Below are 17,968 nucleotides of genomic sequence, written 5' to 3' on the forward strand. Positions count from 1 at the left end.
GCCTCAAGGACTTGCCGATGTTCTCCCGTTTCTGCGCTGCTGTTGCCCTCGCCATCAGCGCCAGCGCCGCCCACGCCGCGCCCCATCCGATCTTCGTCCTGAATTCGCTGGATGCCGACATCAGCGTGATCGACCCGGTCAGCTTCAAGCAGATCAAGCGCATTCCCACGGGCAAGGAGCCGCATCACCTGTACCTCACGCCGGACGACAAGTCCATGGTGGTGGCCAATGCGCTCGGCGATTCGCTGACCTTCATCGACCCCAAGACCGCCGAGGTGCAGCGCGTGCTGCGCGGCATCACCGACCCCTACCACCTGCGCTTCTCGCCGGACATGAAGTGGTTCGTCACCGCCGGCAACCGGCTGGACCACATCGCGCTGTACCGCTGGCAGCCGGAGAACGCGGCGCAGCCTTTGTTCCTGGTCAAGCGCATCCCGGCGCCCAAGACGCCCAGCCATCTCTACATCGACACCAAGAGCACGGTGGTCTATGTGAGCCTGCAGGACAGCGACGAGCTGACCGCCATCGACCTGAACACCCTAAGCGCCCGCTGGAAGATCCCGGTCGGCAAGATGCCGGCCGACATCTACCTGACGCCCGACGACAAGCACCTGCTGGTGGCCCTGACCGGCGACAAGCTGGTCGAGGTCTACGACGTCACGGGCGCGGCGCCCAAGCTGGTCAAGCGCATCCCTACCGGCAATGGCGCCCACAGCTTCCGGGCCTTTGGCGACAAGCGCCATGTGCTGGTCAGCAACCGCGCGGCCAACAACATCAGCAAGATCGACCTGCAGAGCTTCACGGTGGTCGATACCTTGCCCGGCCCCGGTGGCCCGGACGACATGGAGATCATGCCGGACGGCAAGACCCTGCTCGTCACCTCGCGCTGGGCACGCAAGCTGACCATGATCGACATGCCCTCGCACAAGGTGCTGAAGCAGGTGGGCGTGGGCAAGTCGCCGCACGGCGTCTGGACGCTGGACCACGTGTCTCGTCAGTGAAGCTCCGCCGCTTCTTCGTTGTGGCCCTGCTGCTCGCTCAGGGCGTGGCGCAGGCCGCACCGGCTTGCAGCAAGCCGGTCTACCTGACTTTCGACACCGGCCACATGGGTGTCGCGCCCCTGGTGGCCGACCTGCTCAAGCGCTACGACGCCAAGGCCACGTTCTTCCTGGCGAGCGAACCGACGCAGACCGGCGGCAAGACGCTGGATGAGGAGTGGGCGCCGTGGTGGCGTGCTCGTGCGGCCGAGGGCCATGACTTCGGCTCCCACACCTGGGAGCACGACACCTGGCTGGCCGACTTGCCCGATGGCCGCTTCAGGGTGCGTACGGCTGCAGGCATCGAGAAGCCGCGCATCCGCGAGCTGACGGCGGCCCAATACTGCGAGGGCCTGCGCAAGCCTGCCCAGCGCTTCCAGGCGATGACGGGCAAGCCCATGTCCGCCATCTTCCGGCCGCCGGCCGGCAAGAGCTCGCCGGCCCTGCTGGCAGCGGCTCAGGCTTGCGGCTTCACGGCGGTGCTGTGGAGCCCGGCCGGCTTCCTCGGTGATGAGCTGCCGAGCGACCGCTATCCGAATGCGCTGTTGCTGGAACGCGCGCTTCGCGACATCCGGCCGGGCGATATCCTGATGGCCCATCTGGGCATCTGGCAGCGCCAGGACGCCTGGGCACCCACCGTGCTGGAGCCGCTGATGAAGGGTCTGATCGACAAGGGCATGTGCTTTGCGCCGCTTCGCGAGCATCCGAATTTCGCGGCAATGATGAGCCGGCCGCTGGCATTGGAGCCGCAGCCATGATGGAACGCTTCAGCGAGGCCTTCAGCCAGGCCCAGCAATGGCTGTTCGAGGGCCTGGTGCAGCCGCTGGTGTTCGGCATCGGCCTTGGCAACCGGCTGGAGGACGCCTATGACGCGACCGGCTGGCTGCTGGTCGGCCTCTTGCAGATCGCGCTGATGCTGACCGTGCTGCGTGCGCTGGAGCGCTGGAGGCCGGTGGAGCCCGTCACCGACCGGGCCGCCATTCGCGTCGACGTGATCTACACGCTGATCCACCGCCTGGGCCTGTTCCGTCTGGTGATGTTCTTCAGCCTGGAACCGCTCTTCGATGCGGTGTCCGGCGAGATGCGACTGGCTGGCGTGCCGACCTGGCAGCTCGACAGCCTCTGGCCCGGCGTCACGGACCAGCCGCTGGTCAGCTTCGTGCTCTACGTGGTGGCGTTCGACCTGCTGATGTACTGGCTGCACCGCGCTCAGCATGGCTTCAACTGGTGGTGGTCCCTGCATTCGCTGCACCACAGCCAGCGCCAGATGACGCTGTGGAGCGACAACCGCAACCACTTGCTGGACGCGGTGTTGATCGACGCCGCCTTTGTGCTCGTGGCGCGCCTGATCGGCGTCGGGCCGGGGCAGTTCGTGGCCCTGGTGGCGCTGTCGCAGCTGATGGAAAGCCTGCAGCATGCGAATGCCCGCCTCTGGTTCGGGCCCCTGCTGGAGCGCGTCCTGGTGAGCCCGCGCTTCCACCGTCGCCACCATTCGATCGGCATCGGCCATGAGTCTGATGGCAAGGGCACGCTGGGCGGCCACAACTTCGCCGTGCTGTTCCCGGTCTGGGACATCGTCTTCGGCACGGCCGACTTCAAGCTGCAATACGATGCGACCGGCGTGCGCGACCAATTGCCCGAGGAGGGCGGCCGCGATTACGGGCGCGGCTTCTGGTCGCAGCAATGGCTGGGCCTCAAGCGCCTCGCCGGGCGGGGCTGACAAGGGGAGGGGATCCGCTGTGGAACACATGGGCCGACTGGGCGACTCGTTCTGGCGCGCGGCTGCCTATTGCCTGCATCCCAAGGTGATAGGCCTGTCGTTGCTGCCGCTCTTGCTGGTGGCGGTCTTGAGCGGCCTCTTCATGTACTTCGGCTGGGAGGCCTCGGTGGCGGGCGTGCGCGCCACGCTGGAGCAGTGGAAGCTGGTCGAGAGCCTCCTGCAATGGCTGGATGCCATGGGCGCCGGCGGCTTCCGCAGCGCGCTGGCGCCGCTGCTGGTGCTGGCCATGGTGCTGCCGGTCATCGTGCTCTTGAGCCTCTTGCTGGTGGCCCTGTGCATGACGCAGGCCATCGTCGGCCTGGTCGCGCAGCGGCGCTTCCCGCAGCTGGAGCAGAAGCAGGGTGGCAGCCTGGTGCAAGGCGTTTTCATCTCGCTCGGTGCCACGCTGCTGGCCTTGCTGGCCCTGATCGTCAGCATGCCGTTCTGGTTGATCCCACCGCTGGTGCTGATACTGCCGCCGCTGATCTGGGGCTGGCTCAGCTACAAGATCTTCAGCTTCGACGTGCTGGCCGCCCATGCCTCGCAGGAGGAGCGCCGCGAGTTGCTGCGCACGCACAAGATGCCACTGCTGGCGATTGGCGTGATCACCGGCTACCTCGGGGCGGCGCCGGCCTTCATCTGGGCCCTGGGGGTGATGGCCGTGGTGCTGGCGCCGTTCCTGATCCTCGTGACCATCTGGCTCTACATGCTGGTGTTCGCCTTCTCCACGGCCTGGTTCGCACATTACGCGCTGGCGGCGCTGCAGCAGATGCGCGCGGCCTCGGCGCCGCCGCCTGCACCGGTTGAACTGCAACCCCTGGTGCCCCTCGCATGAAAATTGGCCTGATCATCATTGGCGACGAGATCCTGTCCGGCAAGCGCCAGGACAAGCATCTCGCCAAGGTCATCGAATTGCTCTCGGCCCGTGGCATGAGCCTTTCTTGGGCCCGCTACCTGGGCGATGAACGCCAGCAGATCGCCCTGGCGCTGCGCGAGGCCTGGGCCAGCGGCGACCTGGTGTTCAGTTGCGGCGGCATAGGCGCCACACCGGACGACCACACGCGCCAGGCCGCAGCCATCGCCCTCGGTCTGCCGCTGGCCCTGCATCCGCTGGCCAAGGAGCGGATCTGGCAGCGCACGCTGGAGATGGCGGCCGAGAAGGGCGAGACGCCGGACCCCGAGCATCCCGACACGCTGCGCCGCTTCCAGATGGGCGAGTTCCCGGAAGGCGCCGCCATCATCGAGAACCCGTTCAACAAGATCCCCGGCTTCTCGCTCGGCCATCTGCACTGCGTGCCCGGCTTTCCGGTGATGGCGCATCCGATGATCGAGTCCTTGCTGGACGGGCCCTATGCTCATCTGCATGGGCAGAGCGCCACGCGCGAGCGCTCGCTGATCGTCCAGGGTGCCATGGAGGCGGCCCTCACGCCGCTGATGGAGGCCATCGAGGCTCATTTCCCAGGCATCAAGGTCTTCAGCCTTCCGAGCGTCGACCATCCGCAGTGGGGCCGGCACATCGAACTGGGCGTCAAGGGCGAGGGCGCGAACCTCGACGAGGCCTATGCCACTCTCAAAGAGGGTTTGAACCATTTTGGTGCAATCGTGAGCGCCGAATTGGTGCGCTGAGCCCGGCGAGCGTGCACCGTTGGTGTGCGCAAACCCTGGGCCGCACCCAGGCGGCGGCGCATAATGCGGCCTCGCAGTGCCTGTGCACCAGAGGCAGGCGGCCAACGGCGGGCTTGTCATCGTGTTGGCACACAAACTGCTTAGTAATACCCCGTAGCGCGCACCCCGCGCTTCGCCGAATTCCACACTGAACCCACTGCAGCAGGAGCTATTGATGGCCAAGACCGTCGCCGACGTGATGAAGCTGGTGAAGGAAAACGAAATCAAGTTCGTTGACTTCCGCTTCACCGATACCCGTGGCAAGGAACAGCACGTGTCCGTGCCGGTTTCCCATTTCGACGAAGACAAGTTCACGTCGGGCCATGCCTTCGACGGCTCCTCGATCGCCGGCTGGAAGGGCATCGAAGCCTCCGACATGCTGCTGATGCCGGACCCGAACACGGCCAACATCGACCCCTTCTTCGAAGAGCCGACCCTGATCCTGTCCTGCGACGTGATCGACCCGACCGACGGCAAGGCCTATGAGCGCGATCCGCGTTCGCTGGCCAAGCGCGCTGAGGCCTACCTGAAGTCCTCGGGCCTCGGTGACACCGCCTACTTCGGTCCGGAACCCGAATTCTTCATCTTCGACTCGATCCGCTGGGGCAATGACATGTCCGGCTGCTTCTTCAAGATCGAATCCGAAGAAGCCGCCTGGAACACCGGCAAGGACTACGAGCACGGCAACAGCGGCTACCGTCCCACCGTCAAGGGTGGCTACTTCCCGGTGCCCCCGGTCGATGCCGGCCAGGACATGCGCTCGGAAATGTGCCTGATCCTCGAACAGCTGGGCATCCCGGTCGAGGTCCATCACCATGAAGTGGCCAATGCCGGCCAGATGGAAATCGGCACCAAGTTCAGCTCGCTGGTGCAGCGCGCCGACTGGACCCAGCTGCAGAAGTACGTGGTGCAGAACGTGGCCCATGCCTACGGCAAGACGGCCACCTTCATGCCCAAGCCCATCGTTGGCGACAACGGTTCCGGCATGCACGTGCACCAGTCGGTCTGGAAGGACGGCAAGAACCTGTTCGCTGGCGACGGCTACGCAGGCCTGTCTGACTTCGCCCTGTACTACATCGGCGGCATCATCAAGCACGCTCGCGCGCTGAACGCCATCACCAACCCGGGTACGAACTCGTACAAGCGCCTGGTGCCTGGCTTCGAAGCCCCGGTGAAGCTGGCCTACTCGGCCAAGAACCGCTCGGCCTCGATCCGCATCCCCTACGTGGCCAACCCCAAGGGCCGCCGCGTCGAGGCGCGCTTCCCCGATCCTTCGGCCAACCCCTATCTGTGCTTCGCCGCGCTGCTGATGGCGGGCCTGGACGGCGTTGAGAACAAGATCCATCCGGGCGAAGCCGCCACCAAGGATCTGTACCACCTGCCGCCGGAAGAAGACGCAAAGATCCCGACCGTCTGCCACAGCCTGGACCAGGCCCTCGAGTACCTGGACAAGGACCGTGCCTTCCTGACCAAGGGTGGCGTGTTCACCGACAGCTTCATCGATGCCTACATCGACCTGAAGATGCAGGAAGTGACCCGCTTCCGCATGGCCACGCACCCGGTCGAATACGACATGTACTACAGCCTCTGATTACGGGCTGAAACGAACAAAGGGACGGTCTTGGCCGTCCCTTTTACATTCATGCGCCACAATCGCCTTCATGAGCATTCATCTGCGAGCTGCCCGGCACCTGCTGCCGGCTTTGCTGCTGGCCCAGCTTGGGGCTGCCGGCGCCCAGACAGTCGTCTACCGCTGCCCCGGTCCGCCGGTGCTGTACACCGACGCGCTGAGTGCCAAGGAGGCGCAGGAAAAGGGCTGCCGGACCATCGAGGGCGCGCCGGTCACGGTGCTGCAGCCGGTGCGCCGGCCGGCGCCGCCAGCCAGTGGTGCAGCGAGCAGCAATGCGCGGCCCAACGAGGTGAAGGTCGAATCGCAGCAGCAGCGCGGTCGCGACAACGAACGGCGAGCCGTGCTCCAGGCCGAGCTCCGCGACGCCGAGTCCAAGCTGAACACGCTCAAGGCCGAGTACAACAACGGCACGCCGGAGCGGCGTGGCGAGGAACGCAACTACCAGAAGTACCTGGACCGCGTGGCCGAACTGAAGGCCAACATCACGCGCCAGGAAGCCGACATCGAGGCGCTCAAGCGCGAGATCAGCAAGCTGCCCTGATCCACCGGCTGCGCCCGCCTCACGGTGCCGGTGAAGGAGCAGCCCGATGAGCACGAACCCGCGCGGTCTGGAGTCGCAATTTGCCGGCTTTGACCTGCTGGCCACCATGGTGGCTGTCATCCAGCCGGACGGCGAATGCCTGTTCGCCAACGCCGCGTTCGAGAACGTGATGCGGCTGTCGCGCCGCGCCGTCGTGCACGGCAATCTCCACGACTGGCTGGTCGATGCCACGCACCTGCGCGAGGCCGTGGCCGGCGTGGCCCGCAATGCCTATTCCAGCAGCCGCTTCGACGCGCTCCTGCGCCGCAATCCACAGCACCAGCAGCGCAACGAGGAGCCGCTGCCGGTGCAGGTCATCGTCAGCCAGATCGAGGGCCAGGCCCTGGTGCTGGTGGAGCTGATCGAGAACGAGCAGCAGACCCGCCAGGACCGCGAGGAACGCACGCTGGACCAAGTGCAGGCCACCAAGGAGCTGGTGCGCAACCTGGCCCACGAGATCAAGAACCCGCTGGGCGGCATCCGGGGCGCCGCGCAACTGCTGGCCATGGAACTGCAGGGCACCGAGCTGTGGGACGAACTGGCGGAGTACACGCAAGTCATCGTGCACGAGGCCGACCGGCTGCAGTCGCTGGTGGACCGGCTGCTCGCGCCGCACCGCCGTGCCCAGGTGGTCGTGGACGTCAACATCCACGAGGTCTGCGAGCGGGTGAGGGCGCTGGTGCTGGCCGAGTTCCCGCGCGGCCTGGCCATCATCCGCGATTACGACACCTCGCTGCCCGACTTCCGTGGCGACCGCGAGCAGCTCATACAGGCCGTGCTCAACATCGTCCAGAACGCGGCCCTCGCGCTGCAGCCGCGCATCGCGGCAGGCGACGCCTGCATCGTCCTGCGTACGCGGGTCGCACGCCAGGTCACCATCGGCAAGCAGCGCTGGCGCTTGGCATTGGAATTGCATGTGGAAGACAACGGCCCCGGTGTGCCGGCCGAGATCCGAGATCGCATCTTCTTTCCCCTGGTGTCGGGGCGGGATGGCGGCTCGGGCCTTGGCCTCACGCTGGCGCAGACGATCGCTCAACAGCACCAGGGCATGATCGACTGCGAGAGCGAACCGGGCCGGACCGACTTCCGAATTACCTTGCCACTGCCCTGACGGCGGAAGAGGCGCTGAATGAAATCTATCTGGGTTGTTGACGACGACCACTCGATCCGCTTCGTGCTGGAGAAGGCGCTGAGCCGCGAGGGCATGCCGGTGCGCAGCTTCAGCAACACGCGCGACCTGCTGACGGCGCTGGAGACCGACAGCCCGCAGGTGCTGGTGTCGGACATCCGCATGCCGGGCGGTTCGGGCCTGGACCTGCTCGCCAAGGTGCGCGAGCAGCATCCGACGCTGCCGGTCATCATCATGACCGCCTACTCGGACCTGGACAGCGCGGTCGCCGCCTTCCAGGGCGGTGCTTTCGAGTACCTGCCCAAGCCCTTCGACCTGCCGCGCGCCGTGGAGCTGATCCGCCGCGCCCAGGAAGAAAGCCTGCGCGAGGCCGTGGCCGAGGAGCAGGCCGCGCAACTGCCCGAGATGCTGGGCCAGGCGCCTGCCATGCAGGACGTGTTCCGCGCCATCGGCCGGCTGTCCCAAAGCCATGTGACCGTGCTGATCACCGGCGAGTCCGGCTCTGGCAAGGAACTGGTGGCGCGTGCGCTGCACAAGCACAGCCCGCGTGCCGAGGGGCCGTTCGTGGCGATTAACACGGCGGCCATCCCCAAGGATTTGCTCGAGAGCGAGCTCTTCGGCCACGAGCGCGGCGCCTTCACCGGCGCACAGGCCACACGGCGCGGCCGCTTCGAGCAGGCCGACGGCGGCACGCTCTTCCTCGACGAAATCGGCGACATGCCGCTGGATCTGCAAACTCGTTTGTTACGCGTCTTGTCGGACGGCCAGTTCTACCGCGTCGGCGGCCACAGCCCGCTGCGCAGCAATGTGCGCGTCATCGCTGCCACGCACCAGAACCTGGAAGAGCGGGTGCGTCAGGGCGCGTTTCGCGAAGACCTGTTCCATCGCCTCAATGTCATCCGCCTGCGCCTGCCGGCATTGCGGGAGCGCCGCGAAGACATTCCGGTGCTGGCTCGCTACTTCCTGCAGCGCAGCGCCACCGAACTGGGCGTGGAGCCCAAGCGACTGTCGGATGCGGCGCTGTCGCGCCTCGAGAACTTCGACTTCCCGGGCAATGTGCGCCAGCTGGAGAACATCTGCCACTGGCTCAGCGTGATGGCGCCGACCCAGGTGGTCGAGGCCAAGGACCTGCCGCATGAGCTGCTGGGCGTGGTGATGCCGGCACCCGCCGTGCCTGCCGCCGAAGGCGCACCGCTGCCAGCGCCAAGCAGCCCTGTGCCAGCCGCCGGTGTCGGCAGCGGCCCCGACGTCTGGATCACCGAGATGGCTCGCGAGGCGCGCCGCCTGCTGCTGGCCGGCGAGCCCGACGTGTGGGATCAGTTGACCCGCCGCTTCGAGGCCAGCCTGATCATGACCGCGCTGGACATCACGCGCGGCCGCCGCATCGAGGCGGCGCAGAAGCTGGGCATCGGCCGCAACACCATCACCCGCAAGATCCAGGAACTGGGTCTCGATGTCTGACGGCTAAGCTGGCAGCTTGTCCAGCCAGACGGCCAGGCCCTGGGCATTGAGTTCAATGTCCATGCCCAGCAGTTCCAGCTGGCGCTCGGGCGCGAGCGTGCAGCCATGGCGGCGGAGCTCGCCCAGGTAGTGGGCCGACAGGCCGTCCTTCAGCTTCTCGTGCCGCTGCAGGTCTGCTTTCAAAGGCAGGGCCAGGGCCACCATCACGTCGATCTGCGCTGCCAGCGAAGCGGCCAGCCGCTCCACGTCGCCGACCCGGCTGTAGTGGGTCAGGAACATCTGCTGCGGGCCGTAGCCCATCATCCGCGCGATCGAGGCCTTCAGGGCCTCGGGTTCGAACTGCACCGGCGTGCTGGTGGGCAGCACCCAGGGGCCGGCGGCGGTGTCGAACTCGCGGTAGGACAGGCCGAAGGTGTCGCCGGTGAACCAGCCTCGGCTCCGGGCGTCCCAGATGCAATGGTGATGACGTGCATGGCCGGGGGTGTCGATCAGCAGCAGTTCGCGGCCGGCCAGTGAGATGACTTGGCCGTCCGAGCTCTCGCTCACCCGCTCGGCCGGCACCGGCCGCAACTGGCCATAGCTGCGCTGCATCTCGGCCTCGCCATAGACGGCCAGTGCACCGAGGTAGAGCGCCTTGGGGTCGATCAGGTGGCGTGCACCGCGCGGGTGCACCAACAGCCGGGCCTGGGGCAGGGATTCCATCAGGAGGCCCACGCCGCCCGCATGGTCCAGGTGCACATGGGTGGGGATGACCCAGTCGACTGCCTCGACGCCAAGACCCAGGCTTTCGAGCGCGGCGAGCAGACGCGGCACTGCATGGTTGGTGCCGGTGTCGACGAAGGCGGCTCGGCCGTTCTCGACGATGAGATAGGCGGCGTCGAAGTGGTCGCGCTGGAACGCGGTGTCGATGGCATAGATGCCGTGGCCCAGGTCCTGGACGAAGTCGGGCTGCATGGTGGGTGGGTCCTTAGAATCCGGCGCCATGGCCGTCAGAGAAATCTTGAAGATGGGCGATCCGCGCTTGCTGCGCGTTGCCCGCGATGTCACCGAGTTTGGCACGCCCGCCTTGCGCGAGCTGGTGGCCGACATGTTCGACACCATGGCCGAGGCCAAGGGCGTGGGCCTGGCGGCGCCGCAGATCGGCGTGGACCTGCAACTGGTGATCTTCGGATTCCAGCGCAGCGAGCGCTATCCGGAGGCACCGGCCGTGCCGCTGACCATCCTGCTCAACCCGCGCATCACGCCGCTCTCGAGCGACGAGGAGGAGGGCTGGGAAGGCTGCCTCTCGGTGCCGGGCCTGCGCGGCGTGGTGCCGCGCTACTCGCGCATCCGCTACGAGGGCTTCGACCTCGACGGCCAGCCCATCCTGCGCGAGGCAGAGGGCTTTCATGCCCGGGTGGTCCAGCATGAGTGCGATCATCTGCAGGGCCTGCTCTACCCGATGCGGGTGCGGGACTTCAGCCGCTTCGGTTACACCAGCGTGCTGTTCCCCGAGCTGGATCCGAACGCCGACGAAGATTGACGGCGTAATGGCTTGTAACGAGGTCAGCGCCCCGCGGGCCCGCCGCGTTGAGGCCTGACCGACCGAGGAGCGCCCATGGACGCCAACAAGAACAGCACCACCCGCCTGATCCGAATCCTGCTGCTGGCCCTGGCCAGCCTGCTCTTGGGCCTCAAGCCCGCCTGGGCCGATCCGCCGGGGCGCGTCGGCCGCGTGGCCGAGATCAGCGGCGAGGCCTGGCTCTTCGATGCAGAAGACAAGGAATGGCAGAAGGTTGAGCGCAACCAGCCCATCACCGCCGGCGACCGTTTGCGCACCGACAACGGTGCCCGCCTCACGCTCCGCATCGGCTCCACCAGCATCTGGCTGGACGAGCGTGCCGACCTTGAATTCAGCCGCCTGGACGACGAGGCCGTGGAACTGCTGCTGGCTCGCGGCCAACTGGCCCTGCGCTTGCGGTCCCGCGAGAACGTGGTCGAGACCCGTGTCCTGACCCGCGAAGGCCGCTTCGGTTTCGAGCGCGAAGGCCTGTACCGCGTCGACCAACTGGACCGCGGCAGTCGGGCCTACGCCTGGCTGGGCCAGCTCCGCTTCGAACCGCGCGGCGACGGCCCGTCGACCTGGCTCAGCGGTGGCGAACAGGCCGAGTTCTGGTGGGGCAATGGCCCGCGCATCGAGCGCCAGCGCATCGAACGCGATTTCTTCGGCGACTGGGCCGTGGCCCAGAGCGAGTCCGAGGGCGATGGCCCGGTCAACCGCTATGTCTCCTCCGAGATGACCGGCGCCGAAGACCTGGACCGCCATGGCCGCTGGGAACAGCACGACGAATACGGCGCGATCTGGTTCCCGCTGGCTGTGGCCGTCGACTGGGCGCCTTATCGCTATGGCCGCTGGGCCTGGGTCAACCCCTGGGGCTGGACCTGGGTGGACGACGCCCGCTGGGGCTTCGCTCCCTTCCATTACGGCCGCTGGGTGCAGGTGCGCGGTCGCTGGTGCTGGGCACCGGGCCGCTTCGTGCAGCGCCCGGTGTTCGCGCCGGCCCTGGTGGCCTGGGTGGGCAACGGCAATGTCTCGGTGGGCGTGCAGATCGGCGGCGGCCGCCGCAGCCCGCCGCCGCGCTATGGCTGGTTCCCGCTGGCACCGCGCGAAGCCTATGTGCCGGCCTACCAGCACAGCCCGCACTACGTGAACCGCGTCAACGTCGACGTGGACGTGCATGTGGGTGGCGGTTCGCCCCGCTATCGCAACCGCGACGTGGTCGGTGCCGTCAGCGTGCTGCCGAACGAGCAGCAGTGGCGCGGCCGGCCCCAGCCCTACAAGTCCGACATGGGCCCGGTCCAGCCGGTGGTGCAGGCGCCCACCCGGGGCGACGGAGCGCCGGGTCGTGGCTCGCGTGCCGATCCGCCGGCCTGGGTGAGCCAGCCGCGAGATCGTGAACGCGAGCGTGATCGCGGGAATGGCAACAACGGCAATGGCAATTCATTCGAGCGCGAAGGCTGGCGCATCACGCCGGCCCGCCCAGGCAATCCGGCCCAGGCGGTGACGGTGCCGCAGTCGACCGGCGTGCCGACGGTGCAGCCGCCGCAGGGGACGCAGCCCTCTCAGCCTGGCCAGCCGAACGGCCGGGACGACCGCTGGGGCAACTACCGTCCGCAGGACCAGAACCAGGGCGGTGAAGACCGCCGGGGCTGGCGCCGGGACGACCGCCGCGATGATCGTCGTGAAGCGCCCACCGTGACGCCGCCCCAGCCTACGGTCGTGCCTCAGGTCCCGCAGGTCCAACAGCCCCAGGTGCCGCAGGTTCAGCAGCCGCAGCAACCTCAGCTGTCACAGCAGATGCCTGGCTGGCGCCGTGAAGACCGCCGTGAAGACCGCCGGGAAGACCGCCGCGAAGACCGGCCCATGCCGCCGGCCTGGTCGCCGCGTCCGCAGACCGATGCCGGCCCGCGCCCGCCGACACCGGCGCCGGTCATGCCGCAAGTCCAGGTGCCCCAGCCGCGTCCTGCGCAACCGGCCGATGCCGGCCCGCAGCGCCGGGGCCGCGAAGACGAGAGCAAGGGCAGGCCCGGCCGCAAGGACGAGAAGTCCGAGCGCTGAAGCGGGCGGTCGGCGCTCAGAGCAGGGGCCTGAGCGCCGGCCAGACGTTGTCCAGCATCTGCGGATGGGCCTTGGCCAGCGGATGGATGCGGTCGCTCTGGAACCAGGCCTCGGCATCGGCCCGGTCGGCCACGCCCTTCAAGAGGAAGGGCACGAGGGCCGTCTTTTCCTCGCGGGCGACTTGCTCGAACAGGCCTGCGAATTCGCGCCCATAGGCTGCGCCATAGTTGGGCGGCATCTGCATGCCGACCAGCAGCACCTTGGCGCTGGCCGCCTTGGCGGCGCGGACCATGGCGCGCAGGTTGTCCTGGCTCATGGAAAGCGGCAGGCCGCGCAACGCGTCGTTGCCGCCAAGCTCGATCACCACCACGCTGGGCTGATGCTGCTTCAGCAGCGCCGGCAGCCGCGAGCGGCCGCCCGAGGTGGTGTCGCCGCTGATGCTGGCATTGACCACCTGCGCGGCGATCTTCTGCTGCGCCAGGCGCAGCTCAAGCAGGGCCACCCAGCCGCTGCCGCGCGCGAGGCCGTACTCGGCCGAGAGGCTGTCGCCCAGCACCACGATGCGCTGCGGCCCGGGCGCCGCCCTGACGACCAGCGGTGCTGCCGCCCACAGGCTACAGTGCAGCAACCAGTCACGCCGCTTGATCATCCCCACCACCCATGTCTTCTGAATCTTTCATCATCGAAGTCGACCATGTCCGCAAATCGGTGGTCGACGCCACCGGCGAGCTGACGATTCTGCATGACATCAGCTTCCGCCTGCAGGCGCGCGAATCGGTCGCCATCGTCGGCGCCTCGGGCTCGGGCAAGAGCACCTTGCTCGCCATCCTGGCAGGCCTGGACAAACCCACGAGCGGCACCGTGCGGCTGCGCGGCCAGGACATGTTCCAGCTCGACGAAGACCAGCGCGCTGCGCTGCGCGCCAAGGAGCTGGGCTTCGTGTTCCAGAGCTTCCAACTGCTGGCCAACCTGAACGCGCTGGAGAACGTGATGCTGCCGCTGGAACTGCGCGGCATCCGCGATGCGCGCGCCCAGGCCACGGCGATGCTGGAGCGCGTGGGCCTCGGCCAGCGCCTGGGCCACTACCCGCGCGTGCTCTCGGGTGGTGAGCAGCAGCGCGTGGCCCTGGCCCGCGCCTTCGTGCAGCGCCCGGCGCTCCTGCTGGCCGACGAGCCCACCGGCAGCCTGGACTACGCCACCGGCGCCGCCGTGATGGAGCTGATGTTCGAGCTCAACCGCGAGGCCGGTACAACCCTTGTGCTGGTCACCCACGACCGCCAGATCGCCGAGCGCTGCGAGCGGCAATTGCGCATCGAAGCGGGACGCCTGGCGCAATCCCCGTTGGCTGACGCCCCAGCCTGAACTTCGGGTGCAGAAAGCGAAAAACCCGCCGAGGCGGGTTTTTGGTTGGCCTGAGCCTAGGGCTTACTTGGCGAACTTGTAGTCGGTCTTGGCCTTGGTCTTCAGCTCTTGCTGGAAAGCGCCGACCTTCTGCTTCTCGATGTTCTGCTTGATCTGGGCCTTGACGTCGTCGAAGGCCGGGAAGGTGGCTTCGCGCGTGTCGTCCAGGCGGATGATGTGGTAGCCGAACTGGGTCTTGACCGGGGTCTCGGTCATCTCGCCCTTCTTCAGCAGCTTGATGGCCTGGCCGAACTCGGGCACGTAGCCGTTCGGGTTGGCGAAGTCGAGGTCACCGCCATTGGCGGCCGAGCCCGGATCCTTGGAGTTCTTGGTGGCCAGCTCTTCGAACTTGGCGCCGGCCTTGATCTGGGCGATCAGGGCCTTGGCGTCTTCTTCCTTCTCGACCAGGATGTGACGGGCGCGGTACTCAAGACCCGCGTTCATGGACTTGTACTTGGCGTACTCCTCAGACGCCTCGGCATCGGTCACGGGGTTCTTCTTCTTGAAGTCCTCGAACAGGGCGCCGATCAGGATCATCTGACGGGCCTGCTCCATCTTCTCCTTGTAGCTGGCCGTGGCGGGGATGGCGCGCTTCTCGGCTTCCTGGATGAAGATCTCGCGCAGCACCACTTCGTCCTTGACCTGGGCTTCCAGTTCCGGCGTCACGGGCTGTCCGTTGGCAGTGACCTGCTTGATCAGCGTTTCGGCGCGCGCCTTGGGCACGGCCTTGCCATTGACGGTGGCGATGTTTTGCGCGCTGGCCGTCACGGGCACGAGCGCAGCGGTCAGGGCCGCAGCTGCGGCGGCAAGCACAAACTTCTTCATGGGATTGGGTGTGGAGCTAGGCTAAAAAAATGGCGCCAGGACGGCGCGCGCTTGGGTTTTCTTGAGGCCTCAGGGTTCTCCCGGGGCGCGTGCCTGGACGGCGAGCGCATGGATGCCCTGCTGCATCAATTCACCGAGGGAATGATATACGAGCCGATGCCGAGCCACCTTGTTAAGGCCCGTAAAGCTGCGGCTGACGATGCTGACGCTGTAATGACCACCCTCGCGGGCTCCGGCGTGGCCGGCATGCTGGGCGCTGTCGTCCTGCAGCTGAAGTTCAAGCGGATCGAGGGCTGCTCGCAGGCGGCGTTCGATCTCGGCCAGGCTGGCCTTGGGGGTGGTGCTCATGATTTCTCTGCCTCCTCTTCGGGCAGGTGGCGGCTCATGTAGAAGCCCTGGGCCAGCACGAAGACGAACATCAGGCCCACCGTGCCGAAGGCCTTGAAGCTGGCCCAGGTGGAGGTGGAGAAGTTGTAGGCCACCCAGATGTTGAGCAGGCCCATCAAGAAGAAGAACCCGACCCAGGCCCAATTGAGTCGGCGCCACACGGCTTCCGGCAGCGGCATCTCGGCCCCCAGCGTGGCCTTGATCAGGCTCTTGCCGAACAGGGCCTGGCTGCCCCAGAAGGTCAGGGCCATGGCCCAGTACACGCCGGTGGGCTTCCACTTGATGAAGGTCTCGTTGTGGAACCAGACGGTCAGGCCGCCCAGCACGACGACGAGGCTGAGGCTGATCCACAGCATCAGGTCGATCTTCTTGCCGCGCAGCTTGGTGATCAAGGCCTGCAGCAGCGTGGCGGCGATCACCACCAGGGTGGCGAGCAGCACCGGCGCCTCTTCGGGGCCGACCTGGCCGCCCGAGACCATGAAGCCGAAGTGCTCGGTGGCGAACAGCGCGGCGGCGGCCTTGTGCCCCTCGGCCAGCTTGAAGGTGCCGAAGAACAGGGCCAGCGGCAGAAAGTCGAGCAGGAACTTCATCAATCAGGGCTTGGAAGCAGCGGAATCGGGCGCGAAGTCTATCGCGGCCGAATTGATGCAGAAGCGCTCGCCGGTCGGCTCCGGGCCGTCCGGGAACACATGGCCCAGGTGCGAGCCGCAGGCATTGCAGCGGACCTCGACCCGCACCATGCCGTGGCTCTTGTCGACCACGCGCTCGACCACTTCGGCATTGACCGGCGCCCAGTAGCTGGGCCAGCCACAGCCGGCATCGAACTTGGTGTCGGCCTCGAACAGCGGCGTGCCGCAGCCCACGCAGTTGTAATGGCCGGCCTGCCAGTGGTCCCAGTACTTGCCGGTGAAGGCGCGCTCGGTGGCCGCCTGGCGGGCCACCTGGTATTGCATGGGGTCGAGTTGCTCGCGCCACTCGGCATCGGTCTTCTGGACGGGATAGGTCTTGTCGGATGAGCTCATGATGAACAGGACACCTCGAGGTGGGCAGCCCAGTCGGGCGGGAGGCTGGCGTCAGAGGCCAGCACCGGTTCGTCGTACGGCTGCTGCAGAACTTTCAGGAGGCGCTCGACTTCGCTGAAGTCCCCGGCACGGGCCCGGCGGATCGCGCCTTCGGCCAGGTGGTTGCGCAGCACGACCGCAGGGTTGGTGGCGTTCATCCGCTGGCGGCGCTCGGCGTCGATGCTGGCTTCGGCCAGCAGGCGTTCGCGGTAGCGCTGTGCCCAGGCGTCGAAGGCCTCGCGGTCCACAAAGAGATCGCGCAGCTCGGCGTTGCTTGCCTCGGCGCCGCTGTCGAAGCCGCCGAGACGGCGCCAGGCGATCGTGTAGTCGGTGTGGTGGGCCGCCAGCAGCTTGAGCCAGTCGTCGGCCAGTTCCTTGTCCTGCGGCAGGGGGGCGACGAGGCCCAGCTTGGCGCGCAAGCGGCCCAGCATCTCGGTCGGGAAGCTCTCCCGATAGCTTTCCAGCGCGGCCAGCAGCGGCTCCGAGGCCCGCTCCGGTTCGCCCGGCACCAGGGGCAACAGCGCCTGGGCCAGCGCATGCAGACTCCAGAAAGCCACATTGGGCTGGCGGGCGTAGGCATAGCGCCCCTGGTGGTCGCTGTGGTTGCAGACGTGGCCAGGATCGAAGCCGTCCATGAAACCGAAGGGGCCGTAGTCCAGCGTCAGGCCGAGCAGGGACATGTTGTCCGTGTTCATCACGCCATGCATGAAGCCCACGGCCTGCCAGTCGGCCATCAGGCCGGCGGTCTGGCGGCTGACTTTCTCGAGCAGGGCGGCCGCAGGCACGGCGGCGTCGCGGCATTCGGGCGCGTGCTGGTCCAGCACATGCTCGAACAGCTGTTGCAACTGCGGCAGGAGGCCGTGATGGGCGAAATGCTCGAAGTGGCCGAAGCGCAGGAAGCTCGGCGCCACGCGGGTCACGATGGCGCCGGTCTCGATCTCCTCGCGCCGCACGCGCAGGGAAGAGCCGGTGATGCACAGCGCACGCGTCGTTGGAATGCCGAGCGCCGCCATGGCCTCGGAACAGAGGAACTCGCGGATCGAACTGCGCAGCACGGCGCGGCCGTCGCCCATGCGGGAGTAGGGCGTGCGGCCCGCGCCCTTGAGCTGCAGCTCGTAGCGCTGGCCGCCCTGCTCGATCTCGCCGATGTGCAGCGCGCGGCCATCGCCCAGCTGTCCCGCCCAGACACCAAACTGGTGCCCGCTGTAGACGCTGGCCCAGCCCGGCTCCGGGCCGTTGCCGCTGAGCAGGGCGAGGGCTTCGGGCGTTTGCCAGCTGGCACCCAAGCCCAGCAGGGCTGCGCAGGCCTCGCTGTGGGCCACCCAATGCGGCTCGGGGGCAGGTTCGGGCGCGAGTTCGGTGAGGAAATCGGGCCCCAAACGGCTGTAGCCGAGGGCGCTTCGGGACAGCGCCAGCCCAGGGAAAACGTGCATGG

The 17,968-nt window shown here is 67.3% G+C and carries 19 protein-coding genes; 12 read left to right on the forward strand and 7 right to left on the reverse strand.

Annotation, left to right across the window (positions count from 1 at the left end; translation table 11 throughout):
* Positions 1-17 precede the first annotated feature (17 nt).
* From J7U46_RS12775 to ntrC, 9 genes are all read left to right on the forward strand, one after another.
* On the forward strand, positions 18-1,001 hold the full coding sequence (locus tag J7U46_RS12775) for a YncE family protein (protein WP_282826387.1): 984 nt from the start codon (positions 18-20) through the stop codon (positions 999-1,001).
* On the forward strand, positions 998-1,795 hold the full coding sequence (locus tag J7U46_RS12780; RefSeq protein ID WP_282826388.1) for a polysaccharide deacetylase family protein: 798 nt from the start codon (positions 998-1,000) through the stop codon (positions 1,793-1,795). The genes J7U46_RS12775 and J7U46_RS12780 overlap by 4 nt, the downstream gene beginning before the upstream one ends.
* A complete protein-coding gene (locus J7U46_RS12785) occupies positions 1,792-2,757 on the forward strand; it encodes a sterol desaturase family protein (protein ID WP_282826389.1) in 966 nt (321 codons plus the stop codon). The genes J7U46_RS12780 and J7U46_RS12785 overlap by 4 nt, the downstream gene beginning before the upstream one ends.
* A gap of 28 nt (positions 2,758-2,785) precedes the next feature.
* Positions 2,786-3,631, forward strand: coding sequence for an EI24 domain-containing protein (locus tag J7U46_RS12790; protein WP_282826909.1), 846 nt, complete (start codon positions 2,786-2,788; stop codon positions 3,629-3,631).
* Positions 3,628-4,422, forward strand: coding sequence for a molybdopterin-binding protein (locus J7U46_RS12795; protein ID WP_282826390.1), 795 nt, complete (start codon positions 3,628-3,630; stop codon positions 4,420-4,422). Before J7U46_RS12790 ends, J7U46_RS12795 begins: the two co-directional genes overlap by 4 nt.
* A gap of 214 nt (positions 4,423-4,636) precedes the next feature.
* Entirely contained in the window at positions 4,637-6,052 is a 1,416-nt protein-coding gene (gene glnA, locus J7U46_RS12800; protein WP_282826391.1) for a type I glutamate--ammonia ligase, read from the forward strand.
* 70 nt (positions 6,053-6,122) lie between these two features.
* Entirely contained in the window at positions 6,123-6,632 is a 510-nt protein-coding gene (locus tag J7U46_RS12805) for a hypothetical protein (protein WP_282826392.1), read from the forward strand.
* Positions 6,633-6,678: 46 nt separating this feature from the next.
* A complete protein-coding gene (gene glnL / locus J7U46_RS12810; protein ID WP_282826393.1) occupies positions 6,679-7,782 on the forward strand; it encodes a nitrogen regulation protein NR(II) in 1,104 nt (367 codons plus the stop codon).
* A gap of 18 nt (positions 7,783-7,800) precedes the next feature.
* Entirely contained in the window at positions 7,801-9,261 is a 1,461-nt protein-coding gene (gene ntrC / locus J7U46_RS12815; protein WP_282826394.1) for a nitrogen regulation protein NR(I), read from the forward strand.
* Between the two features lie 3 nt (positions 9,262-9,264).
* Here ntrC and J7U46_RS12820 read toward each other — a convergent pair whose 3' ends face one another.
* Positions 9,265-10,215 carry an MBL fold metallo-hydrolase gene (locus J7U46_RS12820; RefSeq protein ID WP_282826395.1) on the reverse strand — a complete coding sequence of 317 codons (951 nt, stop codon included), beginning with the start codon at positions 10,213-10,215 and terminating at the stop codon, positions 9,265-9,267.
* Between the two features lie 28 nt (positions 10,216-10,243).
* Between J7U46_RS12820 and def the strand changes: the two genes are divergently transcribed.
* Together def and J7U46_RS12830 are read left to right on the forward strand one after the other, a co-directional pair.
* Complete coding sequence (def, locus tag J7U46_RS12825; RefSeq protein WP_282826396.1) at positions 10,244-10,783, forward strand: peptide deformylase; 540 nt, start codon at positions 10,244-10,246, stop codon at positions 10,781-10,783.
* A 75-nt stretch (positions 10,784-10,858) separates the two neighbouring features.
* Positions 10,859-12,859 carry a DUF6600 domain-containing protein gene (locus J7U46_RS12830; RefSeq protein ID WP_282826397.1) on the forward strand — a complete coding sequence of 667 codons (2,001 nt, stop codon included), beginning with the start codon at positions 10,859-10,861 and terminating at the stop codon, positions 12,857-12,859.
* A 16-nt stretch (positions 12,860-12,875) separates the two neighbouring features.
* Here the strand turns inward: J7U46_RS12830 and J7U46_RS12835 are convergent, their stop codons facing one another.
* A complete protein-coding gene (locus J7U46_RS12835) occupies positions 12,876-13,505 on the reverse strand; it encodes an arylesterase (protein WP_282826911.1) in 630 nt (209 codons plus the stop codon).
* A gap of 14 nt (positions 13,506-13,519) precedes the next feature.
* Between J7U46_RS12835 and J7U46_RS12840 the strand changes: the two genes are divergently transcribed.
* Positions 13,520-14,221: an ABC transporter ATP-binding protein gene (locus tag J7U46_RS12840; RefSeq protein WP_282826398.1), complete on the forward strand. Its 702-nt coding sequence runs from the start codon at positions 13,520-13,522 to the stop codon at positions 14,219-14,221.
* 63 nt (positions 14,222-14,284) lie between these two features.
* Here J7U46_RS12840 and J7U46_RS12845 read toward each other — a convergent pair whose 3' ends face one another.
* From J7U46_RS12845 to J7U46_RS12865, 5 genes are all read right to left on the reverse strand, one after another.
* Positions 14,285-15,085 carry a peptidylprolyl isomerase gene (locus tag J7U46_RS12845; RefSeq protein WP_282826400.1) on the reverse strand — a complete coding sequence of 267 codons (801 nt, stop codon included), beginning with the start codon at positions 15,083-15,085 and terminating at the stop codon, positions 14,285-14,287.
* A 69-nt stretch (positions 15,086-15,154) separates the two neighbouring features.
* Positions 15,155-15,433, reverse strand: a complete 279-nt coding sequence (locus J7U46_RS12850; RefSeq protein ID WP_282826401.1) for a BolA family protein — start codon at positions 15,431-15,433, stop codon at positions 15,155-15,157.
* Positions 15,430-16,062, reverse strand: coding sequence for a septation protein A (locus J7U46_RS12855; RefSeq protein WP_282826403.1), 633 nt, complete (start codon positions 16,060-16,062; stop codon positions 15,430-15,432). The genes J7U46_RS12850 and J7U46_RS12855 overlap by 4 nt, the downstream gene beginning before the upstream one ends.
* Before the next feature lie 3 nt (positions 16,063-16,065).
* The gene (gene msrB / locus J7U46_RS12860) at positions 16,066-16,494 is read right to left on the reverse strand and encodes a peptide-methionine (R)-S-oxide reductase MsrB (RefSeq protein ID WP_282826404.1); all 429 of its coding nucleotides are present in this window, start codon (positions 16,492-16,494) and stop codon (positions 16,066-16,068) included.
* Positions 16,491-17,966 carry a protein adenylyltransferase SelO gene (locus J7U46_RS12865; RefSeq protein WP_282826406.1) on the reverse strand — a complete coding sequence of 492 codons (1,476 nt, stop codon included), beginning with the start codon at positions 17,964-17,966 and terminating at the stop codon, positions 16,491-16,493. Before J7U46_RS12865 ends, msrB begins: the two co-directional genes overlap by 4 nt.
* Between the last annotated feature and the right edge of the window lie 2 nt (positions 17,967-17,968).

This window comes from Pelomonas sp. V22 (assembly GCF_030014915.1).
Taxonomy (GTDB): domain Bacteria; phylum Pseudomonadota; class Gammaproteobacteria; order Burkholderiales; family Burkholderiaceae_C; genus JAUASW01.